Annotated in this window: 20 protein-coding genes; 3 read left to right on the top strand and 17 right to left on the bottom strand. The window is 62.3% G+C overall.

All coding sequences use genetic code 11. From position 1 onward, the window contains the following. Positions 1 to 16 precede the first annotated feature (16 nt). The 16 genes from dnaE to rpsB all read right to left on the bottom strand — a co-directional run bounded on the left by dnaE (position 17) and on the right by rpsB (position 18,258). A complete protein-coding gene (gene dnaE, locus DV532_RS05800) occupies positions 17 to 3,541 on the bottom strand; it encodes a DNA polymerase III subunit alpha (protein ID WP_056796430.1) in 3,525 nt (1,174 codons plus the stop codon). A gap of 129 nt (positions 3,542 to 3,670) precedes the next feature. Beyond that, a complete protein-coding gene (rnhB, locus tag DV532_RS05795; RefSeq protein ID WP_056796427.1) occupies positions 3,671 to 4,294 on the bottom strand; it encodes a ribonuclease HII in 624 nt (207 codons plus the stop codon). A 1-nt stretch (position 4,295) separates the two neighbouring features. Beyond that, the gene (gene lpxB / locus DV532_RS05790) at positions 4,296 to 5,423 is read right to left on the bottom strand and encodes a lipid-A-disaccharide synthase (RefSeq protein WP_056796424.1); all 1,128 of its coding nucleotides are present in this window, start codon (positions 5,421 to 5,423) and stop codon (positions 4,296 to 4,298) included. Between the two features lies 1 nt (position 5,424). Further along, positions 5,425 to 6,201: an acyl-ACP--UDP-N-acetylglucosamine O-acyltransferase gene (lpxA, locus tag DV532_RS05785; protein ID WP_056796420.1), complete on the bottom strand. Its 777-nt coding sequence runs from the start codon at positions 6,199 to 6,201 to the stop codon at positions 5,425 to 5,427. Continuing rightward, positions 6,198 to 6,638 carry a 3-hydroxyacyl-ACP dehydratase FabZ gene (gene fabZ, locus DV532_RS05780; protein WP_056796416.1) on the bottom strand — a complete coding sequence of 147 codons (441 nt, stop codon included), beginning with the start codon at positions 6,636 to 6,638 and terminating at the stop codon, positions 6,198 to 6,200. The genes lpxA and fabZ overlap by 4 nt, the downstream gene beginning before the upstream one ends. A gap of 113 nt (positions 6,639 to 6,751) precedes the next feature. Next, positions 6,752 to 7,807 carry a UDP-3-O-(3-hydroxymyristoyl)glucosamine N-acyltransferase gene (gene lpxD / locus DV532_RS05775; RefSeq protein ID WP_056796414.1) on the bottom strand — a complete coding sequence of 352 codons (1,056 nt, stop codon included), beginning with the start codon at positions 7,805 to 7,807 and terminating at the stop codon, positions 6,752 to 6,754. 1 nt (position 7,808) lies between these two features. Further along, positions 7,809 to 8,312 carry an OmpH family outer membrane protein gene (locus DV532_RS05770; protein ID WP_003252311.1) on the bottom strand — a complete coding sequence of 168 codons (504 nt, stop codon included), beginning with the start codon at positions 8,310 to 8,312 and terminating at the stop codon, positions 7,809 to 7,811. Positions 8,313 to 8,356: 44 nt separating this feature from the next. Further along, positions 8,357 to 10,720, bottom strand: coding sequence for an outer membrane protein assembly factor BamA (gene bamA / locus DV532_RS05765; RefSeq protein WP_056796411.1), 2,364 nt, complete (start codon positions 10,718 to 10,720; stop codon positions 8,357 to 8,359). Positions 10,721 to 10,796: 76 nt separating this feature from the next. Further along, a complete protein-coding gene (rseP, locus tag DV532_RS05760) occupies positions 10,797 to 12,149 on the bottom strand; it encodes an RIP metalloprotease RseP (RefSeq protein WP_056796409.1) in 1,353 nt (450 codons plus the stop codon). A 71-nt stretch (positions 12,150 to 12,220) separates the two neighbouring features. After that, positions 12,221 to 13,411, bottom strand: a complete 1,191-nt coding sequence (ispC, locus tag DV532_RS05755; RefSeq protein WP_056796406.1) for a 1-deoxy-D-xylulose-5-phosphate reductoisomerase — start codon at positions 13,409 to 13,411, stop codon at positions 12,221 to 12,223. After that, complete coding sequence (locus DV532_RS05750; RefSeq protein ID WP_056796403.1) at positions 13,408 to 14,223, bottom strand: phosphatidate cytidylyltransferase; 816 nt, start codon at positions 14,221 to 14,223, stop codon at positions 13,408 to 13,410. The genes ispC and DV532_RS05750 overlap by 4 nt, the downstream gene beginning before the upstream one ends. Beyond that, entirely contained in the window at positions 14,223 to 14,978 is a 756-nt protein-coding gene (uppS, locus tag DV532_RS05745) for a polyprenyl diphosphate synthase (protein ID WP_056796401.1), read from the bottom strand. Before uppS ends, DV532_RS05750 begins: the two co-directional genes overlap by 1 nt. Before the next feature lie 15 nt (positions 14,979 to 14,993). Next, positions 14,994 to 15,551: a ribosome recycling factor gene (gene frr / locus DV532_RS05740; RefSeq protein ID WP_012270837.1), complete on the bottom strand. Its 558-nt coding sequence runs from the start codon at positions 15,549 to 15,551 to the stop codon at positions 14,994 to 14,996. Beyond that, complete coding sequence (gene pyrH, locus DV532_RS05735) at positions 15,548 to 16,291, bottom strand: UMP kinase (protein WP_056796398.1); 744 nt, start codon at positions 16,289 to 16,291, stop codon at positions 15,548 to 15,550. Before pyrH ends, frr begins: the two co-directional genes overlap by 4 nt. 181 nt (positions 16,292 to 16,472) lie before the next feature. After that, entirely contained in the window at positions 16,473 to 17,336 is an 864-nt protein-coding gene (gene tsf / locus DV532_RS05730) for a translation elongation factor Ts (RefSeq protein ID WP_012270835.1), read from the bottom strand. A gap of 184 nt (positions 17,337 to 17,520) precedes the next feature. Then, entirely contained in the window at positions 17,521 to 18,258 is a 738-nt protein-coding gene (gene rpsB / locus DV532_RS05725; RefSeq protein ID WP_012270834.1) for a 30S ribosomal protein S2, read from the bottom strand. A 347-nt stretch (positions 18,259 to 18,605) separates the two neighbouring features. Between rpsB and map the strand changes: the two genes are divergently transcribed. Genes map through dapC form a run of 3 tightly spaced genes read left to right on the top strand, consistent with a single transcriptional unit; the run spans position 18,606 to position 23,358 of the window. Next, positions 18,606 to 19,388 carry a type I methionyl aminopeptidase gene (gene map / locus DV532_RS05720; protein WP_025337973.1) on the top strand — a complete coding sequence of 261 codons (783 nt, stop codon included), beginning with the start codon at positions 18,606 to 18,608 and terminating at the stop codon, positions 19,386 to 19,388. A 40-nt stretch (positions 19,389 to 19,428) separates the two neighbouring features. Then, positions 19,429 to 22,131, top strand: coding sequence for a [protein-PII] uridylyltransferase (locus tag DV532_RS05715; protein WP_056796396.1), 2,703 nt, complete (start codon positions 19,429 to 19,431; stop codon positions 22,129 to 22,131). A 30-nt stretch (positions 22,132 to 22,161) separates the two neighbouring features. After that, on the top strand, positions 22,162 to 23,358 hold the full coding sequence (gene dapC, locus DV532_RS05710; RefSeq protein ID WP_056796393.1) for a succinyldiaminopimelate transaminase: 1,197 nt from the start codon (positions 22,162 to 22,164) through the stop codon (positions 23,356 to 23,358). Between the two features lie 114 nt (positions 23,359 to 23,472). On the opposite strand, the gene DV532_RS05700 is transcribed toward dapC, so the two are convergent. After that, the gene (locus DV532_RS05700) at positions 23,473 to 25,119 is read right to left on the bottom strand and encodes a Na+/H+ antiporter (RefSeq protein WP_056796390.1); all 1,647 of its coding nucleotides are present in this window, start codon (positions 25,117 to 25,119) and stop codon (positions 23,473 to 23,475) included. Positions 25,120 to 25,221: the final 102 nt, after the last annotated feature.

Here is a 25,221-nt window from a genome sequence, read left to right as displayed (position 1 = left end):
TAAATTTTTGGTCGGTTCAACGATATTGCAGGAAGACGTTCTCACGCCCGAACTGGTCACGCAGCGCCTGAATCAGCCCATCGGCTGGGTCGATCGCCCACTGCTCGCCAAACTGCAGCATGGCCTTGGCGTCGCTGCCGGTGTACTCCAGGGTGATCGGGCAAGCGCCACGATGGCGTGTAATCAACTCGCCCAGCCACTTCAGGCGGTCACCCTTGAGCGCTTCGTGCGCCACCTTCAGGCGCAGGCTCTCGGCCAGCTTGGTGCGGGCGTCCTCCATGGTCATCACTTGCTTCACCCGCAGGCGCAAGCCACCGGAGAAGTCGTCATTGCTGACTTCGCCTTCGACCACCACCATGGCATCGGTTTGCAGCAAGGACTGTGCCGCCATGAACGCGTCGGCGAAAAGTGACGCCTCGATGCGCCCAGAGCGGTCGTCCAGGGTGACGAAGCCCATCTTGTCGCCCTTTTTGTTCTTCATTACCCGCAGGGCAATGATCATCCCGGCGATCGTCTGGGTTTCGCGTGACGGCTTGAGGTCGATGATGCGCTGGCGGGCAAAGCGGCGGATCTCGGTCTCGTATTCGTCGATCGGGTGGCCGGTCAGGTACAGGCCAAGGGTGTCCTTTTCGCCCTTCAGGCGCTCCTTCAGGGTCAGCTCGCGCACCTTGCGGTGGTTGGCGTAAACATCAGCATCCACTGCGTCGAACATGCTGCCAAACAGGTCGACGTGGCCACTGTCAGCGGTGTGGGCGGCCTGCTCGGCCGCTTTGACGGCCTCGCCCAGCGCCGAGAGCAGAGTGGCACGGTTTATATCGATGTTGGCCTGGTAGGCTTTGATTTCGTCATGGAAATGCGGGCCGAGGCGGTCCAGTGCACCGCTGCGGATCAGCGCGTCGAGGGTACGCTTGTTGACCCGCTTGAGGTCGATGCGTTCACAGAAATCGAACAGGTCTTTGAACGGGCCGCCTTGAGCGCGGGCTTCGACAATCGCCTCCACCGGGCCCTCGCCAACCCCCTTGATTGCGCCCAGGCCGTAGACGATGCGCCCGTCATTGTTAACGGTGAACTTGAAGTCGGAGAAGTTCACGTCTGGCGCGTCGAGGCGCAGCTTCATGCTGCGCACTTCCTCGACCAGCACCACGACCTTGTCGGTGTTGTGCATATCCGCCGACAGCACCGCCGCCATGAACGGCGCCGGGTAGTGGGTTTTCAGCCAGGCGGTCTGGTACGACACCAGGCCATAGGCGGCGGAGTGGGACTTGTTGAAGCCGTAGCCTGCAAACTTTTCTACCAGGTCGAAAATGTTACCTGCAAGGTCTGCATCGATGTTGTTGGCCACGCAACCTTCGATGAAACCACCGCGCTGCTTGGCCATTTCCTCGGGCTTTTTCTTACCCATCGCCCGGCGCAGCATGTCCGCGCCGCCGAGGGTATAGCCGGCCATGACCTGGGCGATCTGCATCACCTGTTCCTGATACAGGATGATGCCGTAAGTAGGTGCCAGCACTGGCTTGAGGCCTTCGTACTGGTAGTCCGCATGCGGGTAGGCCAGTTCGGCGCGGCCGTGTTTGCGGTTGATGAAGTCGTCCACCATGCCCGATTGCAGCGGGCCCGGGCGGAACAGCGCCACCAGTGCGATGAGGTCTTCCAGGCAGTCGGGCTTGAGCTTCTTGATCAGCTCCTTCATGCCGCGCGATTCAAGCTGGAACACGGCCGTGGTCTCGGCCTTCTGCAGCAGCTCGTAGGTTTTGCGGTCATCCAGTGGGATGAAGTCGATGTTGAGATCTGGCAGGTTTTTCTTGGCCTGCTCGCGGTTGATGATCTCCATCGCCCACTTGATGATGGTCAGGGTGCGCAGGCCGAGGAAGTCGAACTTCACCAGGCCCGCAGCTTCGACGTCATCCTTGTCGAACTGGGTTACCAGGCCGCCGCCCTCTTCGTCACAGGCAATCGGCGAAAAGTCGGTGAGCTTGGTCGGCGCGATAACCACACCACCGGCGTGCTTGCCAGTACCGCGGGTGACGCCCTCCAGCTTCAGCGCCATGTCCCAGATTTCGCGGGCGTCTTCGTCGCCCTTGAGGAAGTCGCGCAGGATCTCTTCCTGCTCGTAGGCCTTCTCCAGGGTCATGCCCACTTCGAACGGGATCATCTTCGACAGGCGGTCGGCCAGGCCGTAGGACTTGCCCTGCACCCGCGCCACGTCACGCACTACTGCTTTGGCGGCCATGGTACCGAAGGTGATGATCTGGCTTACCGCGTTACGCCCGTAGGCTTCGGCCACGTAGTCGATGACCCGGTCGCGGCCGTCCATGCAGAAGTCGACGTCGAAGTCGGGCATGGAAACACGTTCAGGGTTAAGGAAGCGCTCGAACAGCAGGTCATAGGCCAGCGGGTCGAGGTCGGTGATCTTCAGTACGTAGGCCACCAGCGAGCCGGCACCCGAACCCCGGCCCGGGCCAACCGGCACGTCGTTGTTCTTGGCCCACTTGATGAAGTCCATAACGATCAGGAAGTAACCGGGGAAGCCCATCTGGATGATGATGTCCAGCTCGAACTTCAGGCGGTCCAGGTACACCTGGCGCTTTTCTTCGTAATTGGGCGTGGTCTCTTTCGGCCACAGCACCGCCAGGCGCTCTTCCAGGCCTTCATGCGAGACATGCCGCAGGTAGTCGTCGATGCCCATGCCGTTGGGCGTGGGGAAATCGGGCAGGAAGTATTTACCCAACTGCACCTGGATATTGCAGCGCTTGGCAATTTCGACAGTGTTGGCGATGGCGTCGGGCAGGTCGCTGAACAGCTCGGCCATTTCCTCGGCCGACTTCAGGTACTGCTGGTCGCTGTACATCCTTGGACGTCGCGGGTCATCGAGGGTCCAACCCTCGCCGATGCACACGCGGGTTTCGTGGGCGTCGAAGTCGGACTGCTTGATGAAACGTACGTCGTTGGTCGCCACCAACGGCGCCCCGAGCCGGTCGGCCAGGGCCACCGCAGCGTGCACGTATTCTTCGTCACGGGCGCGGTTGGTGCGCTGCACTTCCACGTAGAAGCGCTCGGGGAACATCCCCATCCAGTCCTGCAGCAGCGCCTCGGCCTCGTCGCCCCGGCCAGCCAGCAAGGCCATGCCGATGTCGCCTTCCTTGCCCGCAGACAGGGCAATCAGGCCCTCGCTGGCCGGGGCGATCCAGTCGCGCTGGAGAATGACCAGGCCGTTGCGCTGGCCGTCGGTCCAGCCACGCGAAATCAGCTCGGTGAGGTTGCGGTAGCCTTTGGGGTCCATGGCCAGGAAGCAGATGCGCGACAGCGGCGCTTCCGGGTCGGCACCAGCCAGCCACAGGTCGGCGCCGCAGATCGGCTTGATACCGGCGCCCATGGCAGTCTTGTAGAACTTCACCAACGAGCACATGTTGCTCTGGTCGGTGATTGCCACTGCCGGCATGTTCATCCCCGCCAGCGCCTTGGCCAGCGGTTTGATCCGTACCAGGCCGTCGACCAGCGAGAATTCGGAGTGGACGCGCAGGTGAACGAAGGGAACCGACATGGAAGATCCTGTAGCAGTGCTGAACGACAAGGGCGGGATTGTAGCTTAAAAGGGGACAGGATTTGGTGCTGCGCGGCTAAAGCCGCTCCCACAAAGGATGGCGTGACGCTGCAGTAACGAACTGACAGGTCAGATCAGGGAGTCGGTGACGCCTTCACGCACTTCCCACGCCGCCCGTACCGGGGCGAAGGAGCGCCGATGAATGGGCGTAGGCCCGAGGCGCGCCAAGGCCTCGAGGTGCACCGGCGTGGGGTAGCCCTTATGCCCACCAATGCCATAACCCGGGTAGATCAGCTCGAAAGCGCTCATCTCCCGGTCACGGGTCACCTTGGCCAGGATCGACGCTGCCGCGATGGCCGGTACCTGGCTATCGCCCTTGACCACCGGTGCCGCCGGTACCGCCAGTTTCGGGCAACGGTTGCCATCGATCAGGGCCAGCTTGGGCGTGACGTGCAGGCCTTCCACCGCGCGCTGCATGGCCAGCATGGTGGCTTGCAGGATGTTCAGGCGGTCGATTTCCTCGACCTCGGCGCGGGCAATGCAGAAGCTCAAGGCCTTTTCGCAGATTTCATCGAACAGCGCCTCACGCTTGGCTTCCGTGAGCTTCTTCGAATCGTTCAGCCCGCGGATCGGGCGCGCCGGGTCGAGGATCACCGCCGCCGTCACCACCGCGCCACACAGCGGGCCACGGCCCACTTCGTCGACGCCGGCAACCAGCTCTTCGACCAGGTTGAAGTCCAATCCCATCTGCATGTCAGCGGTCCTTGAGCAAAGCCAGTACCGCCTCGGCTGCCTGGTTGGAGGCATCCCGGCGCAGGGTGCGGTGAATTTCGTCGAAACGCGCGGTCTGCTGGCTGCCGTCGGCTACCAAGGGCGCCAGGGTATTGGCCAAGGCTTCGCTGGTGGCGTCATCCTGCAACAGTTCGGGCACCAGCGCGCACTGAGCGAGCAGGTTAGGCAACGACACGTAGGGGCTCTTTACCAGGCGCTTGAGGATCCAGTAGGTCAACGGTGCCAAGCGGTAGGCTACCACCATCGGCCGCTTGTATAGCAACGCTTCAAGGGTGGCAGTGCCAGAGGCAATCAGCACTGCGTCACAGGCGGCCAAGGCCTGGTGCGACTGACCATCAAGCAGCGTCAGCGGCAGTTCGCGCCCTTCCAGCATTTGCTCGAGCTGGGCACGCCGTGCGGCATTGGCACACGGCAATACAAAGCGCACGCCCGGTACTTGTTGGCGCAGCCGCTCGGCAGCGTCAAGGAACAGCGCCCCCAGGCGCCCTACTTCGCCGCCCCGGCTGCCTGGCATCAACGCCACCACCGGCCCTGCACCCAGGCCCAAGGCGGCACGCGCCACCTGGCGGTCGGCTTGGAGCGGGATGGTGTCGGCCAGCGGGTGGCCGACAAAGCGCACCGGCACGCCCTGCTCTTCGTAGAACCGCGCCTCGAATGGCAACAGCGTGAGCATCAGGTCGCAACCCTCGCGAATCTTCAGCACACGCTTTTGCCGCCACGCCCACACCGACGGGCTGACATAGTGCACAGCCTTGATCCCGGCCTGGCGCAGCTTCAGTTCGATGTTGAGGGTGAAGTCAGGGGCATCGATGCCAATGAACACATCGGGCTTTTCCGCAATCAGGGTCTGGATCAGCAGCTTGCGGCGCTTGAGCAGCTCGCGCAGGCGCCCCAGCACCTCGACCAGGCCCATGACCGCCAGGCGCTCCATAGGGAAATAGGATTGCAGGCCTTCGGCTTCCATCAGGGGGCCGCCAACACCGATGAAACGCACGTCGGGGTGGCGTGCCTTAAGGGCCCGCATCAAGCCCGAGCCTAGAATGTCGCCGCTGGCCTCACCCGCGACCAGGGCTACGCAAAGCTGGGCCATGTCAGCGGGTGATGCCGCGGGCGGAGTCCACGATCGACTGACGGAACAGCGCGACCTCAGGGTACTTCGCGGCAGGTTCGTCCAGCTCCTTGAGCGCGTCTTCGACGGTCAGGCCTTGGCGATAGACAATCTTGTAGCAACGACGCAGCACGTGGATCACCTCATCGCTGAAACCCCGGCGACGCATGCCTTCGAAGTTCATGCTGCGGGCTTCAGCCGGGCTGCCGAACACGGTAACGAAGGCCGGGACATCCTTACCGATTGCCGTGCCCATGCCAGAAAACGCGTGGGCGCCGATATGGCAGTACTGGTGCACCAAGGTATAGCCGGACAGGATCGCCCAGTCGCCTACGTGCACATGGCCCGCCAGGGCCGTGTTGTTGACCAGGATGCAGTGGTTGCCAATGACGCTGTCGTGGCCGATGTGGGCATAGGCCATGATCAGGTTGTGGTCACCCACGGTGGTTTCCGCACGGTCCTGAACGGTGCCGCGGTGAATGGTCACCCCTTCGCGGATCACATTGTGATCGCCAATTACCAGGCGCGTCGGCTCGCCCTTGTACTTCAGGTCGGGGGTATCTTCGCCGATCGAGGAAAACTGAAAAATGCGGTTGTGCTTGCCGATGCGCGTCGGGCCTTTGAGCACCACATGCGGACCGATAACGGTGCCCTCCCCGACTTCCACATCGGGGCCTACGATCGACCAGGGGCCGACCTCGACGCCATCGGCCAGCTTGGCCGACGGATCGATAATGGCCCGAGGATCAATCGAATTCATAGGGAGCGTTCCGCGCAAGTGATCTGTGCCGAGCATACCGGCTTGCCGTCGACCAGCGCACGGCATTCGAACTTCCAGATCATGCTCTTGCGGCTGAGGAACTTGGCTTCCAGCACCAGCTGGTCACCCGGCAGTACCGGCTGGCGGAAACGCAGTTTGTCGGAACCGACAAAGTAGTACAGAGTGCCATCAGCCGGCTTGGCATCGAGCATCTTGAAACCGAGAATGCCGGCCGCCTGGGCCATGGCTTCGATAATCAAGACACCCGGCATGATCGGGTGCGCCGGGAAATGGCCATTGAAGAACGGCTCGTTGATGCTGACATTCTTGTAGGCACGAATGCTCTGGGCCTCGTAGTCCAGATCCGTCACGCGGTCCACCAGCAGGAACGGGTAACGGTGAGGCAGGTATTCGCGAATCTCGTTGATGTCCATCATTTCGGGGGGGAAGCCTGTAATAAGAATAGGGAGCGCAGGTGCTGACCAACGCTCCTTTTGCAATCCAAAGAGGAGCCAGCTAGCGACTGATCACTCTTGCTCAGGGAATGGTATCAGCCTTCTGATGTCGGCAGGCTACCTGAGGTCACGGTATCGACGCGTTTTTCCAGCTGCTGGAGGCGCTTGGCCATGTCGTCCAGGTGGCGGATACGCGCGGCGCTCTTGCGCCATTCAGCCAGTGGCTGCATGGCAGTGCCGGAAGAATAGGCACCCGGCTCGGTGATCGAACGGGTCACCATGGTCATCCCGGACACGAAAACGTTATCACAGACATCGATATGACCCACCATGCCGACCCCGCCGGCGATGGTACAGTGCTTGCCAATGCGCGTGCTGCCGGAAATACCGACGCAGGCAGCCATGGCCGTGTGCTCACCGATCTGCACGTTATGGGCGATTTGGATCTGGTTGTCGAGCTTGACCCCGTCAGCAATCCGCGTGTCCGACAGCGCGCCACGGTCAACCGCCGTGTTGACACCGATTTCCACGTCATCGCCAATGGTCACGCCACCGATCTGGGCGATCTTGCGCCACACGCCCTTCTCGTTGGCAAAGCCAAAGCCTTCGCCACCGATCACCGCACCCGACTGAATGACCACGCGCTTGCCGATGGTCACGTCATGGTACAGGGTGACCCGCGGGGCCAGCCAACCGCCCTCACCGATCACGCAACGGGCACCAACAACGCAGTGCGCACCTACACTGACGTTGGCCGCAATGCGTGCACCGCTTTCGATGACCGCGAACGGCCCGATGCTGGCACTGGCATCCACCTGTGCGTCCTCAGCCACCACGGCGCTGGGATGAATACCCGCCACAGCCTTGGGTTTGGGGTCGAACAGGTGGGAAATGCGCGCGTAAGCCAGGTACGGATCCGCAACGATCAGTGCATTGCCGGCAAAGCCTTCGGCGTCCGCTGCCTTCAGCAGCACCGCAGCCGCCTGGCTGTTATCCAGGTACTTGCGGTACTGCGGGTTGGCGAGGAAGCTCAATTGACCAGGCCCGGCCTCCTGCAAGGTGGCCAGCCCGGTAATCTGCAGCGCCTCGGGGCCCTTGAGGGTCGCCCCGAGGGCCTCGGCCAGCTGGCCAAGCGTCATGGTATCGGTCATATCAACGGGCTTGGTTCATACGCTCGATGACTTGGCGGGTGATGTCGTACTGAGGTTTGACATCGATGACCGCGCCACGCTCGAGAACCAGGTCGTAACCGCCCTTCTTGATCACTTCCTCAACAGCGCCATCCAGCTTCGGCTTCAGTTGCTTGAGCATGTCGCGGTCAGCAACGGCCTTGGCTTCGTTCAGCTCCTTGGACTGGAACTGGAAGTCACGGGCCTTTTGCTTGAACTCGAGCTCCAGGCGCTCACGCTCCTGCTGCTGCATTTTGTCACCGCCCTTGATCAGGCGGTCCTGGATACCCTTGGCGCTGCTTTCCAGGCTCTTCAGCTTGGTCAGTTGCGGGCCGAACTTCTTCTCGGCATCTACCGCGTATTTCTTGGCGGCATCCGATTCAAGCAGGGCCATCTGATAGTTCAGGACGGCAACCTTCATTTCGGCGAAAGCCGGGGTGGCGACCAGCGCCGCGGCCACTACGGCCAATTGAGCCAATTTACGCACGATGCACTCCTGAATAATCCGTTGTCATTAAGCAGGGGCCGACCTTAGAAGGTCTGGCCCAGAGAGAATTGGAACACCTGGGTATCGGCATCGTCCGGTTTCTTCACCGGCATGGCCAGGCTGAAGCTCAGTGGGCCCAGCGCGGTGATCCAGGTCACGCCCAGGCCGACCGAACTGGCCATGCCCGAGAAGCCGACCTTCTCGCAATCAGGCTTGCTACCACAGTTGGTGTCGAACACGTTACCCACGTCCCAGAACACGGAGGTGCGCAGCGAGCGCTGATCCTTGACGAACGGCAGCGGGAACAGCAACTCGACGCCACCTTGCACCAGCACGTTACCACCGAACGGCAACGGATCCTGGTCCGGGTCGGCGATGGTGCCAGGCTTGCCGCCTGGGTTACCTTCACCGCGGCTTGGGGTACTGCGTGGGCCCAGGCTGCTGTCCTTGAAACCACGGACGGAGTTGAAGCCACCGGCAAAGTAGTTCTCGTAGAACGGCAGGCCAGAGGTGCTGCCGTAACCATCACCATAGCCCAGCTCGGTGTGCAGGCGCAGGGTGTACTCGTTGGTAATCGGCTTGAACAGCTGGCCACGGTAGTCGAGCTTGAAGAACGACAGGTCGCTGCCCGGAATGGTGGATTCCAGGGTCAGGCTTTGCGAGTGACCACGGGTCGCCAGCACGCCTTTGTTCAGGGTCGACTCGGACCAGCCGATCGAGGCCTTGTAGTTCAAGAAGCTGTCGCCTTCCTCTTCGAGGAAGTCGAAAATTTCGTCAACGGTGTACTTGCCGGTCTTGATCTTGTCCTGCTGCACGCTCAGGCCGTAGGTCAAGCGCGAGGTTTCGCTGATCGGGTAGCCCAAGCTGACGCCCGCACCGTAGCTGTCTACGGCATAGCTGGCCACGTCGACGTCGAGGTCGTCGTAATCGGTGCTGCGGTAGAAGGCGTTGTAGCCCAGGCTCACGCCATCGGCGGTGAAGTAGGGGTCAACGAAGCCGAAGTTGTAGCGGGTCTGGTATTCCGAACGGGTCAGGCCGATGGACACCTTGTTACCGGTACCCAGGAAGTTGGTCTGGCTGATCGAGCCACCGAGGATCAGGCCGGCACTCTGGGCGAAACCGACGCTGGCGGTGATCGAGCCGGAGGCCTGCTCTTCGACGCTGTAGTTGACATCGACCTGGTCGTCGGTGCCGGGCACCGGCGGGGTCTCGACGTTGACTTCCTTGAAGAAGCCCAGGCGCTCGAGGCGGGTCTTGGACTGGTCGATCAGGTAGGTCGAGGCCCAGCCGCCTTCCATCTGGCGCATCTCGCGACGCAGCACTTCGTCTTCGGTCTTGGTGTTGCCGCGGTAGTTGATGCGGTTGACGTAGGCACGCTTGCCTGGGTCGACCACGAACATGATATCGACCGTATGGTCAGTATCGTTCGGCTGCGGGACGCCGTTGACGTTGGCGAAGGTATAGCCTTCGTTACCCAAGCGGCGGGTGATCAACTCGGAGGTGGTAGTCATCACCTTGCGCGAGAACACCTGGCCCGGCTGCACCAGCAGCAGCGACTTGACCTGGTCTTCCGGCACTTTCAGGTCACCGGACAGCTTCACGTCGCGAACGGTGTACTTCTCGCCTTCGTTGATGTTGACGGTGATGTAAACGTGCTTCTTGTCTGGCGTGATGGACACCTGGGTGGAGGCGATGTCCATGTTGATGTAGCCGCGGTCCAGGTAGTAGGAACGCAGGCGCTCCAGGTCACCGGAGAGCTTTTCGCGGGCATACTTGTCGTCGTTCTTGAAGAACGACAGCCAGTTGGTGGTTTTCAGCTCGAACAGCTGCGACAGGGTCTCGTCGTCGAAGACGTTGTTGCCCACGACGTTGATGTGCTGGATGGCAGCAACGGTGCCTTCGTTGATCTTGATCTTCAACGCCACGCGGTTACGCGGCTGTGGCACCACCTCGGCGTCGACCTCGGCCGAGTAGCGGCCCTGGGCCACGTACTGGCGCTGCAGTTCGTTACGCACGCCTTCGAGGGTGGCACGCTGGAAGATCTCACCTTCGGCCAAGCCCGATTGCTTCAGGCCCTTCATCAGGTCTTCGGTGCTGATCGCCTTGTTGCCTTCAATCTCGATGCTCGATACCGACGGGCGCTCGACCACGTTGATGATCAGGACATTGCCATCGCGGCTCAACTGGATGTCCTGGAAGAAGCCGGTCTTGAACAGGGAACGGGTCGAATCCACCAGGCGGCGGTCATCGGCCTGGTCGCCGACGTTCAGCGGCAAGGCACCGAAGACACTGCCAGCGGAAACCCGCTGCAGGCCGTTGACGCGGATATCGGAGATGGTGAAGGACTCGGCGTGAACTTCAGCGATCATCAGTGCGGAGAGGACCGCAGTTAGCAGCAGACGTTTCATGAAGTCCTTTTATTCCAACTGGCAATAAACAACCCACCGCGACAAAAAACGGCAGGTTCGCAATTGAGCGAAGCTTTTATAGTCGACCCAGATCGTTGATCAGGGCGAGTAGCATCACCCCTATGACCAAACTGATACCGATCTGGACCCCCCAACCTTGCACCCGATCCGACAGAGGGCGACCGCGCACCCACTCGACCAGGTAAAACAGCAAATGCCCCCCATCCAGTACTGGAATGGGCAGCAGGTTAAGAACCCCCAGGCTTATGCTCAGGTAGGCCAGGAAATTCAGGAAATCCCCGACGCCGGACTGGGCCGAAGCGCCCGCCACTTTAGCAATGGTTATCGGTCCGCTCAAGTTTTTTACCGAGAGCTCCCCGAACAGCATTTTCTTCAGCGATTCAAGCGTCAGGACACTCATGTTCCAAGTGCGTGACAAGCCCTCGCCCACCGCATCCAGCGGGCCGTAGCGCACTTCGCGGAGCATGCTGGCAGGCCATTCGCCACCTTTCACACCGGCGCCAAGGTAGCCTCCAACTGCCTTGCCCTCGCCTTTGCGGGCCAGGGTGACCGGTACTTCCAGGGCGGCACCCTCACGCTCGATACGCACCACCACCTTGGCTTGCGGGCGGGCACGTACGGTATCCACCACCTGCTGCCATTCGGTGACCGCCAGGCCATCGAGGGCCAGCAGCTTGTCACCGGTCTTCAGGCCCGCTGCGGCGGCCGGCCCGCTCGGGTCGATCTCGGCCAGCACCGGCACGATGGCTGGGCGCCAAGGGTGCAGCCCCAGGGATTGAATGGGGTCAGGCTCGTCGGCCCCCTTCAGCCAGCTGTCCAGTTTCACCTGCAGCTGCTGCTCGGCGCTGGCGCCTTCGTCACGCACGCCAACCTGCAACGTGCCGCTCTCGCCCAGGCGACGAACCAATTGCAAATTGACCGCAGACCAACCATTGGTCGGCTTGCCATCGATGGAAACGATTTCCTGACCTGCGGTCAGGCCGGCAGAGGCTGCGAGGCTGCCTGCATCGACCGCGCCAATCACCGGGCGGATCTGCTGAGTGCCCAGCATCGCCAACACCCAGAAGAACAGGATGGCCAGCAGGAAGTTGGCAACCGGGCCCGCGGCGACGATCGCGATACGCTGGCGCACCGACTTACGGTTGAACGACTGATCGGCGAGCGCTGGCGGTACATCGCCCTCGCGCTCATCGAGCATCTTGACGTAGCCGCCCAGTGGGATCGCCGCCACAACGAACTCGGTGCCCTGGCGGTCATGCCAGCGCAGCAGCGGCGTACCGAAACCCACCGAGAAGCGCAGCACCTTGACGCCGCAGCGGCGCGCCACCCAGAAGTGGCCGAATTCATGGAAGGTGACCAGCACACCCAACGCGACGAGGGTGCCGATAATCATGTAGAGCGCTGTCATATCCATCTCCGAATGATGTTCAGCGGGCCGGCATCATGCCCGGCCCCCTCATTAACCGTGGCGGGCCTGCATCAGCGACCGTGACGCCTCAGCCACTCACGGGAAAGCTCGCGGGCACGCTGGTCGGCGGCGAACACCGCGTCCAGCGACGGCAGCGGCACGACGGGCTCTTGATCGAGCACCTGTTCGATCATACTCGCGATCTCCGGGAAGCGGATACGCCGCTGGAGAAACGCTTCGACCGCGACCTCGTTGGCCGCGTTGAGCACGGCGGGCGCGCTGTTGCCAGCCTCGGCAGCCTGCCGCGCCAGGCGCAGGCAGGGGAAGCGCTGTTCGTCGGGCGCCTGGAAATCCAGACGGGCGATGGCGAACAGGTCCAGTGGAGCCACCCCGGAATCGATCCGCTCAGGCCAAGCCAGGGCGTTGGCGATGGGCGTGCGCATGTCCGGGTTACCCAGTTGCGCCAGCACCGAACCGTCCACGTAGTCCACCAGCGAGTGGATCACGCTCTGCGGGTGCACCACCACTTCGACCTTGGCCGGCGGGGCATCAAACAACCAGCAGGCTTCGATCAGTTCGAGGCCCTTGTTCATCATGCTGGCCGAATCTACGGAAATCTTGCGCCCCATCGACCAGTTGGGGTGGGCACAGGCTTGTTCTGGGGTCACATCCAGCAGTGCCTCGACCGGCGTCTCGCGGAACGGGCCACCCGAGGCAGTGAGCAGGATCCGGCGCACGCCCACGGCATTCAGGCCGCGCGCGTAGTCGCCGGGCATGCACTGGAAAATCGCGTTGTGCTCGCTGTCGATCGGCAGCAGCACGGCACTACTACGCCGCACCGCGTCGATGAACAGCGCACCGGACATCACCAGGGCTTCCTTGTTGGCCAGCAAGACCTTCTTGCCCGCCTCCACCGCCGCCAGGGTAGGACGCAAGCCAGCGGCACCGACGATGGCCGCCATTACCGCATCCACTTCCGCTGCAGACGCCACCTGGCAAAGCCCGGCCTCGCCTTCTAGCACCTCGGTGGCGCAGCCAGCCGCGGCCAAGCCGTCGCGCAGCCGTGCGGCCGCCTCGGCGCTCGGCACCACGGCGAACGCCGGGCGATGGCGCAGGCACAGGGCCAACAGTTCGTCGACGCGCGAATAGCCGCTCAAGGCAAACACCTGGTAGCGGTCGGGATGGCGGGCGATGACATCCAACGTGCTCAGGCCGATGGAGCCGGTGGCCCCGAGCACGGTAATACGTTGCGGATGACTCACATCACACCCCATTCGGCAGCCCACAGCAGCACAGCGAAGATCGGGATCGCTGCAGTGAGGCTGTCGATGCGATCGAGCACCCCGCCATGACCGGGCAACAGGTTACTGCTGTCCTTGATACCGGCACGGCGCTTGAACATGCTTTCGGTCAGGTCACCCACCACCGAAGACATGACCACCAGCGCGGCGCCCAGCAGGCCCAGCAGGATTTGGCCGAAACCCCAGTCGCGGCTGATGCCGACCCCCAGGGTAATCACCAAGCTGACCACCAGGCCACCATACACGCCTTCCCAGCTTTTGCCCGGGCTGACCTGCGGGGCCAGCTTGCGCTTGCCGAAGGCACGGCCAGAGAAGTAGGCGCCAATATCGGCGGCCCACACCAGCACCATGACCGACAGGATCAACCCGTTACCCAGCGGCCAGTGCTTGAGCAGCACCAACCCTTGCCAGGCCGGCAACAATACCAACAAGCCGATCAGCAGCCGACAGGCGGCACTGGCCCACAGCTCGCTACTGCGCGGGTACGTGAGCACCAGCCAGGTGGCCAACCCCCACCAGATAACCGCAGCGCCCAGCACCCAAGGCGCCAGCTCCGGCAAGATGTAAAGCAACATCAGCGCCCCAGCGACCACCAAGGCATAGGCAATGCGCAATGGCTGGGTCATCAACCCGGCCAGGCGCGCCCACTCCCAGGCTCCAAGAGTCACCACGAAGCCGATGAACAGGGCGAAATCCCCACCGTTGAGCAGGAAGAAGCCACCCAGCGCGACCGGCAGCAGGATCAGCGCGGTAATGATGCGTTGTTTAAGCATTAAGCACGAGCTCCAGCCTCGACCTGCTCGCTGGTCTTACCGAAGCGGCGCTGGCGCGAAGCGAAATCGGCCAGGGCGTTGCGCATGGCCTCGTGTTTGAAGTCCGGCCAGTACAGGTCGGAGAAGTACAACTCGGCGTAGGCCAGCTGCCACAGCAGGAAGTTGCTGATGCGGCGCTCGCCGCCCGTGCGGATGCACAGGTCCGGCAGCGGCAACTCGCCGGTTGCCAGGCAGGTCTGCAGCAGGCCCGGGGTGATGTCTTCTGGGCGCAAATGCCCGGCCTGCACTTCTCGCGCCAGCCGCTGGGCGGCTTGGGCGATGTCCCACTGGCCACCGTAGTTGGCCGCGATCTGCAGGATGAAACGGTTGTTGCCGGCGGTCAGCGCCTCGGCTTCGCGCATGGCGGCCTGCAGCTCGGGATGGAACCGCGAACGGTCACCGATGATGCGCAGGCTGATGTTGTTCTCGTTGAGGCGCTTGGCCTCGCGACGCAGGGCCGAGAAGAACAGCTCCATCAACGCACCGACCTCTTCGGCGGGGCGCTGCCAGTTTTCACTGGAGAAGGCGAACAGGGTCAGTACTTCGACCCCGGACTCGGCACACACCTCGATGACCGCGCGCACGGCGTCGACGCCCGCCTTGTGCCCGGCAACGCCGGGCAGCAGGCGCTTTTTCGCCCAGCGGTTGTTGCCATCCATGATGATCGCGACATGACGCGGCACCGAGGACGGCGCCGTTGGCTTGGTCTTTTCCATTAAAAAACCCCGGCCTTAGACGGCCATCAGGTCCTTTTCCTTGGCTTTGAAGGCAGCATCGACCTCGGCAACGAACTTGTCGGTCAGCTTCTGGATCTCATCAGCGGCACGACGCTCTTCGTCTTCGCTGATTTCCTTGTCCTTGGTCAACTTCTTCAGGTCGGCCAAGGCATCACGACGCACGTTGCGCACAGCCACTTTGGCATCTTCGGCAACGCCGCTGGCCTGCTTGGTGTAGCCCTTGCGGGTTTCCTCGGTCAGGGCTGGCATCGGCACACGAATAGTGGTGCCGGCGCTGGACGGGTTCAGGCCCAGGTCAGAGGTGAGGATGGCCTTCTCGATGGCAGCGCTGAGGTTCTTGTCGTGAGCGACGATCTTCAGGGTGCGGGCATCTTCGACGGTGATCGCGGCGACCTGGTTCAGCGGCATTTCGCTACCCCAGGCAGTGACCTTGACGGTATCCAGGATGCTTGGGTGAGCGCGACCAGTGCGGATTGCCGCCAGGTTGCGGCCCAGGGCCTCAAGGGACTTGGTCATGCGCTCCTGCGCGTCTTTCTTGATGTCGTTGATCATGCTTGGCCTTCCTCGATCAAAGTACCTTCAGCGCCACCCACCACGATGTTCAGCAGGGCGCCAGGCTTGTTCATGTTGAATACCCGCAATGGCATCTTGTGGTCACGGCACAGGCAGATTGCGGTCAGGTCCATCACACCCAGCTTACGATCCAGAACCTCATCGTAGGTCAGGTGATCGAATTTCTCGGCGTGCGGGTCCTTGAATGGATCGGCAGTGTACACACCATCGACCTTGGTCGCCTTCAGCACTACGTCAGCATCGATTTCGATGGCGCGCAGGCAGGCCGCGGAGTCAGTGGTGAAGAACGGGTTGCCGGTACCGGCGGAGAAAATTACCACATCCCCGGAGTTGAGGTGGCGAATAGCTTTGCGACGATCGTAATGATCAGTGACACCGACCATGGAAATAGCCGACATGACCAGGGCCGGGATGTTCGAGCGCTCCAGCGCATCGCGCATGGCCAGCGCGTTCATCACGGTGGCCAGCATACCCATGTGGTCGCCGGTGACGCGGTCCATGCCGGCTGCGCTGAGCGCGGCGCCACGGAACAGGTTGCCGCCACCGATCACCAGGCCGACCTGGACACCGATCCCTACCAGCTGGCCAACTTCAAGGGCCATGCGATCCAGCACCTTCGGGTCGATCCCGAAGTCTTCCGAGCCCATCAGGGCCTCGCCGCTAAGTTTGAGCAAAATGCGTTTATAGCGAGGTTGGCGACCACTCACCTGCTGAGCCATTGCGAGTCTCTCCTGCGGCGTACTTTTAGAAAATTCGTGCGGGCTGTTTTCAGCCTGCTAACTGTAGCGTGGCACCGTTTCGGTGCCAGCGAAGAGGGAGTCGGATAAACCCCTCTCCGTTTTGACAAAGAGGCTGCGCGCGTGAGCGGGCAGCCTCTTTGGGGCGACAGACGGGGCTGTCTTACTGCTTGGCAGCAGCTACCTGAGCGGCAACTTCAGCAGCGAAGTCGTCGACTGGCTTCTCGATGCCTTCGCCCACTTTGAAGTAGGTGAAGGAAACGATTTCAGCACCGGCTTTCTTGGCCAGCTCGCCAACCTTGACTTCCGGGTTCATGACGAAGGCTTGCTCTTTCAGCGAAGCTTCGGCTTTGAACTTGGTGATACGACCGTTGATCATGTTCTCAACGATGTTTTCCGGCTTGCCGGCAATCTTGTCGGCGTTCAGCTGCAGGAACACGCCCTTCTCGCGCTCGATGGCCTCGGCGGAGATTTCCGACGAATCCAGGAACTCAGGGTTCGAAGCTGCAACGTGCATGGCGATGTTCTTGGCCAGCTCGACGTCACCGCCTTTCAGAACGACGACAGCGCCGATCTTGTTGCCGTGCAGGTAGGCACCGACAACATCACCTTCAACACGCACCAGGCGACGGATGTTGACGTTTTCGCCGCACTTGGCGACCAGGGCTTCACGAGCGGCTTCACGCGAGGCGATCAGCGGAGCGGCGTCGGTCAGCTTCTGGGCGAAGGCTTCTTCGAGGCTTTCGGCAACGAAGTTTTTGAAGTCGTCTTGCAGGGCCAGGAAGTCGGTCTGCGAGTTCACTTCCAGCAGAACGGCGGATTTACCGTCGGTCTTGACAGCGATAGCGCCTTCAGCAGCGACGTTACCAGCCTTTTTAGCGGCCTTGATGGCGCCCGAGGCACGCATGTCGTCAATGGCTTTTTCGATGTCGCCGCCGGCCTTTTCCAAGGCCTTTTTGCAATCCATCATGCCTTCGCCGGTACGCTCGCGCAGTTCTTTAACCAGCGCTGCAGTAATTGCTGCCATTTCAAAATCCTCTTGGAAAGTTTTTCAACCATTCCACCCGCTCGTCACGGGCGTTCAATTCTGCAAATCCGCTGATTTCATTCAGCAGGCCCAGGATGCAGGGCGGGTGCTGACAGCAGGATTTCAAGGTGGCAAAAAGGGGGCAAAGCCCCCTTTTTGCGTGCCAAGTCGACGCTAGCGTCAATTACTCAGCAGCAGGTGCAGCCGCTTCTTCTACGTAGACTTCGGTGCCGCCGGCAACATTGTTGCGGCCGCGGATGATGGCGTCAGCCATCGAAGTCATGTACAGCTCGATAGCGCGAATGGCGTCATCGTTACCTGGGATGATGTAGTCAACACCTTCTGGGCTGCTGTTGGTATCGACAACGCCGATAACCGGGATGCCCAGCTTGTTGGCTTCAGTGATAGCAATGCGCTCGTGGTCAACGTCGATCACGAACAGGGCATCAGGCAGGCCGCCCATGTCCTTGATACCACCCAGGCTGCGGTCCAGCTTTTCCAGATCGCGCGAACGCATCAGGGCTTCTTTTTTGGTCAGCTTGGCAAAGGTGCCATCTTCGGCCTGAGTTTCCAGGTCGCGCAGACGCTTGATCGAAGCACGGATGGTTTTGTAGTTGGTCAGCATGCCGCCCAACCAGCGGTGGTCAACGTATGGCGAACCAGCACGAGCAGCTTGCTCGGCAACGATCTTGCCGGCGGAACGCTTGGTGCCGACGAACATGATCTTGTTCTTGCCCTGAGCCAGACGCTCTACGAACGCCAGAGCGTCGTTGAACATTGGCAGGGTTTTTTCCAGGTTGATAATGTGGATCTTGTTGCGCGCGCCGAAAATGTACTTGCCCATTTTCGGGTTCCAGTAACGGGTCTGGTGGCCGAAGTGCACACCGGCCTTCAGCATATCGCGCATGTTGACTTGGGACATGATAGTTCCTTGGTAAGTCGGGTTGGGCCTCCACGCATCCCAATGACCAACCCACGCCTGCGAACAGGTCGGGGCACCCAGGTCATCGTGTCGACACGTGTGTGGGTTTAGTACTTCCGGGGTCGTCCCCGAAAGCGGCGCATTTTATACCACAGACCGCGACCAAACGGAACCCGAATACTGTTGCGTCCGTCAGCGGTTTTTGCAGCACCCCGGCTTTCGCGCCAGAATGCCAGCTATAGACAGCATCATGACCGCCTTTATCCCGACCGATCGGCGCCCTGCTCTGCTAGAATTCGGCCTTTCCCGTTTGTTCGCGCCGCCTGCGGCGCCGTAGAGAGCCTGTAATGACCGTCACCATCAAGACCGCAGAAGACATCGAGAAAATGCGCATCGCTGGCCGCCTGGCCGCCGACGTGCTGGAAATGATCGAAGAACACGTCAAGCCCGGTGTCACCACCGAAGAGCTGGACCGCCTGTGCCACGACTACATCGTCAACGTCCAGCAGGCCATCCCCGCGCCGCTCAACTACAAGGGCTACCCGAAGTCGATCTGCACCTCGATCAACCATGTGGTCTGCCATGGCATCCCCAACGACAAGCCGCTCAAGGACGGTGACACGCTGAACATCGACGTCACCGTGATCAAGGACGGCTACCACGGCGACACCAGCCGCATGTTCCACGTCGGCACCGTGCCGGTGTGGGCCGAGCGCCTGTCCAAGGTTACCCAGGAGTGCATGTACAAGGCCATCGAGCTGGTCAAACCGGGCTGCCGCCTGGGCGACATCGGCGAAGTGATCCAGAAGCACGCGGAAAAGAACGGTTTCTCGGTGGTACGCGAGTTCTGCGGCCACGGCATCGGCAAGGTGTTCCACGAAGAGCCACAAATCCTGCACTACGGCCGCGCCGGCACCGGCATGGAACTGAAGGAAGGCATGACCTTCACCATCGAACCGATGATCAACCAGGGCAAGGCCGACACCAAGGTGCTGGGCGACGGCTGGACCGCCATCACCAAGGACCGCAAGCTCTCGGCGCAGTGGGAGCACACCCTGGTGGTGACCGCGACCGGCTACGAAATCTTCACCTTGCGCAAGGACGACACCATCCCGCGCACTTCGGCCTGACGCCCTCCCCCAGGCCACCCCTCGACAGGAACGTGACGCGATGCCCCAGGTGGACCCCGAGCTGTTCGACCGCGGCCAGTTCCAGGCGGAACTGGCCCTCAAGGCGAGCCCCATCGCCGCCTTCAAAAAAGCCATCCGCCAGGCCGGCGAGGTGCTCGACAAGCGTTTTCGCAGCGGCGCTGAAATCCGCCCGCTGATCGAGGCCCGCGCTTGGCTCGTCGACAACATCCTGCAACAGGCCTGGAACCAGTTCGACTGGGGCGACCAGTGTGGCATCGCCCTGGTCGCAGTGGGTGGCTATGGGCGCGGTGAGCTGCACCCGCATTCGGACATCGACCTGCTGATTTTGCTGGGGGCTGCCGAACACGAGCAATACCGCGACGCGATCGAGCGTTTTCTCACCCTGCTGTGGGACATCGGCCTGGAAGTGGGCCAGAGCGTGCGCACCGTCGACGAGTGCGCCGAGCAGGCCCGCGCCGACCTGACGGTGATCACCAACCTGATGGAAAGCCGCACTGTTGCCGGCCCCGAGGCCCTGCGCCAGCGCATGCTCGAAGTGACCAGCACCGCGCACATGTGGCCGAGCAAAGACTTCTTCCTGGCCAAGCGCGCCGAGCTCAAGGCCCGCCACCACAAGTACAACGACACCGAGTACAACCTCGAACCCAACGTCAAGGGCTCACCAGGCGGCCTGCGCGATATCCAGACGGTGCTATGGGTGGCCCGCCGCCAATATGGCACCCTCAACCTGCACGCACTGGCCGGCGAAGGCTTCTTGTTGGAAAGCGAGAACGAGTTGCTGGCCTCGTCCCAGGACTTTTTATGGAAGGTGCGCTATGCCCTGCACATGCTGGCCGGGCGCGCCGAGGACCGCCTGCTGTTCGACCACCAGCGCAGCATCGCTGCGCTGCTGGGTTACAGCGACGACAACCCGAAGCGGGCGATCGAGCAGTTCATGCAGCAGTACTACCGGGTGGTGATGAGCATCAGCCAGCTGTGCGACCTGATTATCCAGCACTTCGAGGAGGTCATCCTTGCCGATGACGACAGCGGCACCACCCAGCCGCTGAACGCGCGCTTCCGCCTGCATGACGGCTATATAGAAGCCACCCGGCCGAACGTGTTCAAGCGCACGCCATTCGCCATGCTGGAAATCTTCGTGCTGATGGCCCAGCACCCCGAGATCAAGGGCGTACGGGCCGATACCGTGCGCCTGCTGCGCGAACACCGGCACCTGATCGACGACACCTTCCGCACCGATATCCGCAACACCAGCCTGTTCATCGAGCTGTTCAAGTGCGAAATCGGCATCCACCGCAACCTGCGGCGCATGAACCGCTACGGCATCCTTGGCCGCTACCTGCCGGAATTCGGCCTGATCGTCGGGCAAATGCAGCACGACCTGTTCCATATCTATACGGTCGATGCGCACACCCTCAACCTCATCAAGCACCTGCGCAAACTGCAATACACACCGGTGTCCGAAAAATTCCCGCTGGCCAGCAAGCTCATGGGGCGCCTGCCCAAGCCCGAGTTGATCTACCTGGCCGGCCTGTACCACGACATCGGCAAAGGCCGCCAAGGTGACCATTCCGAGCTGGGCGCAGTGGATGCGCAAAAGTTTTGCGAGCGCCACCAGTTGCCGGCCTGGGATAGCCGGCTGATCGTCTGGCTGGTGCAGAACCACCTGGTGATGTCGACCACCGCCCAGCGCAAGGACTTGTCCGACCCGCAGGTGATCAACGATTTTGCCCTGCATGTGGGCGACGAGACGCGCCTGGACTACCTGTACGTGCTGACCGTGGCCGACATCAACGCCACCAACCCCAGCCTGTGGAATTCGTGGCGGGCCAGCCTGCTGCGCCAGCTCTACACCGAAACCAAGCGCGCCCTGCGCCGCGGCCTGGAAAACCCGCTGGACCGCGAAGAGCAGATTCGCCAGACCCAGTCCGCCGCACTGGACATCCTCGTGCGCGAGGGCACCGACCCGGACGACGTCGAGCAACTGTGGTCGCAGCTGGGCGATGACTACTTCCTCAAGCACAACGCCGCCGACGTCGCCTGGCACAGCGACGCGATCCTTCAGCAGCCAGCCGATGGCGGGCCGCTGGTGCTGATCAAGGAAACCACCCAGCGCGAGTTCGAGGGGGGCACGCAAATCTTCATCTATGCCCCCGACCAGCACGATTTCTTCGCCGTGACGGTGGCCGCCATGTCACAGCTGAACCTGAACATTCATGACGCGCGGATCATTACCTCAAGCAGCCAGTTCACCCTCGACACCTACATCGTGTTGGACAACGACGGCGGCTCGATCGGCGACAACCCGCAACGGGTCAGGCAGATTCGCGATGGCCTTACCGAAGCACTGCGCACCCCCGAGGACTACCCGGCCATCATTCAACGGCGGGTACCGCGCCAGCTGAAGCACTTCGACTTCCCGCCGCAGGTGACCATCCTCAACGACGCCCAGCGGCCGGTGACCATCCTCGAAATCACCGCACCGGATCGCCCTGGCCTGTTGGCCCGGCTCGGGCGCATCTTCCTGGAGTTCGACCTGTCGCTGCAGAACGCCAAGATCGCCACCCTTGGCGAGCGGGTGGAAGACGTGTTCTTCATTACCGATGCCGACAACCAGCCGCTGTCCGACCCGCAGCTGTGCAGCCGCCTGCAGGAGGCCATCGTCCAGCAGCTTCAGGCCGGCCAGGCCAACGATGCCAGCCCTACCCGCGTGACCTTTTAACGACTAGACGATTGACGAGACCTTGCGCCGATGAACCATGCCTTGACCCAGCTTCAGCCCTACCCGTTCGAGAAACTCCGCGCCCTGCTAGGCAGCGTGAAGCCGGCGGCGGACAAACGCGCCATTGCCCTGTCGATCGGTGAGCCGAAGCACGAATCGCCGGCGTTCGTCGCCCAGGCCTTGGCCGACAACCTCGACAAGCTGGCGGTATACCCCAGCACCATCGGCCTGCCAGCCCTGCGCCAGGCCATCGGCCAGTGGTGCGAGCAGCGCTTTGGCGTGCCGGCCGGCTGGCTGGACGCCGATCGCCACATCCTGCCGGTAAACGGCACCCGTGAAGCACTGTTCGCCTTCACTCAGGCCGTGGTCAACCGTGCCGAGGATGGCCTGGTAGTCAGCCCGAACCCGTTCTACCAAATCTACGAAGGCGCAGCGCTGCTGGCCGGCGCCACCCCGCACTACCTGCCGTGCCTGGAAGACAACGGCTTCAACCCCGACTTCGACAGCGTGCCAGCCGAGGTGTGGAAACGTTGCCAGATTCTGTTCCTGTGCTCACCAGGCAACCCCACTGGCGCGCTGGTGCCGATGGCCACCCTGAAGCAGCTGATTGCCCTGGCTGACGAGCACGACTTCGTGATCGCCGCCGACGAGTGCTACAGCGAGCTGTACTTCGACGAAGACGCCCCGCCACCGGGCCTGCTGACCGCCTGTGCCGAACTGGGCCGCAGCGACTTCAAGCGCTGCGTGGTGTTCCATAGCCTGTCCAAGCGCTCCAACCTGCCAGGCCTGCGCTCGGGCTTCGTGGCCGGTGACGCCGACATCATCAAGCCGTTCCTGCTGTACCGCACCTACCATGGCTGTGCCATGCCGGTACAAACCCAGCTGGCCAGCATCGCCGCCTGGCAGGACGAGGCACATGTGCGCGAGAACCGTGACCAGTACCGCGCCAAGTACGCTGCCGTGCTGGATATCCTGCAGCCGGTGCTGGATGTGCAGCGCCCGGATGGCAGCTTCTACCTGTGGGCCAAGGTGCCGGGCGGTGATGCCGAATTCACCCGCGACCTGTTCGAGGCCCAACATGTGACGGTTGTGCCGGGGTCGTACCTGTCGCGTGAAGTGGATGGCGTGAACCCCGGTGCCGGGCGTGTGCGCATGGCCCTGGTGGCACCGCTGGCCGAATGCATCGAGGCGGCGGAGCGGATTCGCGCATTCCTGCAGAATCGCTGATCGCCCAATTCGCGGGCATGCCCGCTCCCGCCAGTACAGCGCAAGCCGAGAAAGCAGCGCAGTACCCGTGGGAGCGGGCAAGCCCGCGAAGGGCTGCAGAGCAGGCCCTGGGTGCTACTTGACAGCCCCCAGGTTCGCCTCACTCATATCCAGCTCCCCCAGCACCTGCCGCACCACTTCATCCCCAACCTGATGCTGGCGATGCAGGTTGTACAGCTCCAGCCGCTGCGCCCGCAGCGCCCGCAAGCGCAAACGCCGCTCCAGCAAATCCATCTGTTCAGCCAGGGCCTTGGCCTCTGCACTGTCGTTGTAACTGTCCAGTTCATCCCGATACTCCGCCATAAGCCGCGCCTTGAGTTCGGCCGCCAGGGTCGCCTGGGCCGCATCCTGTGGCGCGTTGGCATCGATCAGTTCTTCAGCCTCCAGCGCATGGATAGCCGCTTCGGCGGTGCGCCGCCACGCCTCCTGCACCTCCTGATGCAGCCGCTCGTCCGGGCTTTTGGTAATGCCGCGCAGCAAGATCGGCAGGGCAATGCAGGCACTGATCAGCGATAAGAGGATGACCCCGGCAGCAATGAAGATCAGCAAGTCTCGCTCTGGGAAGGCCTTGCCCGCCCCCATCAGCAACGGCACCGACATCACACCCGCCAAGGTGACCGCACCGCGCACGCCGCCCAAGGTCAACAGCCAGCAGGAGCGCGCCGTAGGCATCAGCACCAGCGCCGGTTTGCCCCGCCAGCGGCGCACCCAGGCAATCGAGCGCCAGATGCTCTGTACCCAAATGAACCGCAGCAGGATCAGCGCGGCAAAGATCGCCAGTACATCCAGGCAGCGGTAGGCCAGCGTCGGCCAAACGGTTGCTTCATGGCTGACCACGGCCTTGATGATGTCTGGTAGTTGCAGGCCCAACAGCAGGAAGATCAGGCCATTGAAGGCAAACTCCAGCAACGACCAGACGCTGCGGTTGAGCAGGCGGGTACTGGTCTGCCGTGGCAGTAGGTCCAGCCAGCTTTGCATCATGCCGGCCGCTACCGCCGAGAGGATGCCCGACACGCCCAGGCGCTCGGCCAGCACATAGGCAGCGAACGGCAACAGCAGCATGAACACCACGTGGGTAGCCGGGTCATCCCAGCCGCGAGCGATCATCCAGGCACGCAAGCGGCCGATCAGCCAGCTGAGTGCCACGCCCACCGCGAGGCCGCCAAGGGCAACCAGGACGAAGCTGAAACTGGCGTCAGCCAGCGAGAACCCCCCGGTGATCGCCGCCGCCAAGGCGAACTTGAAGGTCACCAGGCCCGTGGCATCGTTCATCAAGGCCTCGCCCTGCAGCATGTGCATCAGCGGGGTAGGCAGCCGGTCCTGGGCAATGGCCGAGACCGCCACGGCGTCAGTCGGCGATAGTACCGCTGCCAAGGCAAAGGCCACCGGCAGCGGGATGCTCGGCAGCAGCCAGTGAATGAAGTAGCCGGCCCCGACCACGGTGAACAGCACCAGGCCCACGGCCAACGCCACTACTGGCCCACGAATGCGCCACAACTCGCGCTTGGGAATACGCCAGCCGTCAGCGAACAGCAGCGGCGGCAGGAACAGGAACAGGAACAGCTCAGGGTCAAGGGCCACATGCAGGCCCAGCGTCGGCCACGCCAGCAAGGCGCCGGCGGCAATCTGCACCAGCGGCAAGGGCAGCGGAATCATACGGCCGACCAGCTTCGACAGGCTGACCAGGGTCAGCAGGATGAGGACGGTGTAGGCGGACTGCATCCGGTAAGGCTTCCTTTGTGAACCAGAAACGACAACAGGGCGAAACATCGCCATTGAAACAATATGTTAGCGGCGATCGGCGATTCGGGGCCGCTGCACGAT

This window comes from Pseudomonas sp. Leaf58 (assembly GCF_003627215.1).
In the GTDB taxonomy this organism is placed as follows: Bacteria; Pseudomonadota; Gammaproteobacteria; order Pseudomonadales; family Pseudomonadaceae; genus Aquipseudomonas.
Note: the sequence above shows the minus strand (reverse complement) of the source record. Positions and strands in the feature narration are given on the sequence as shown.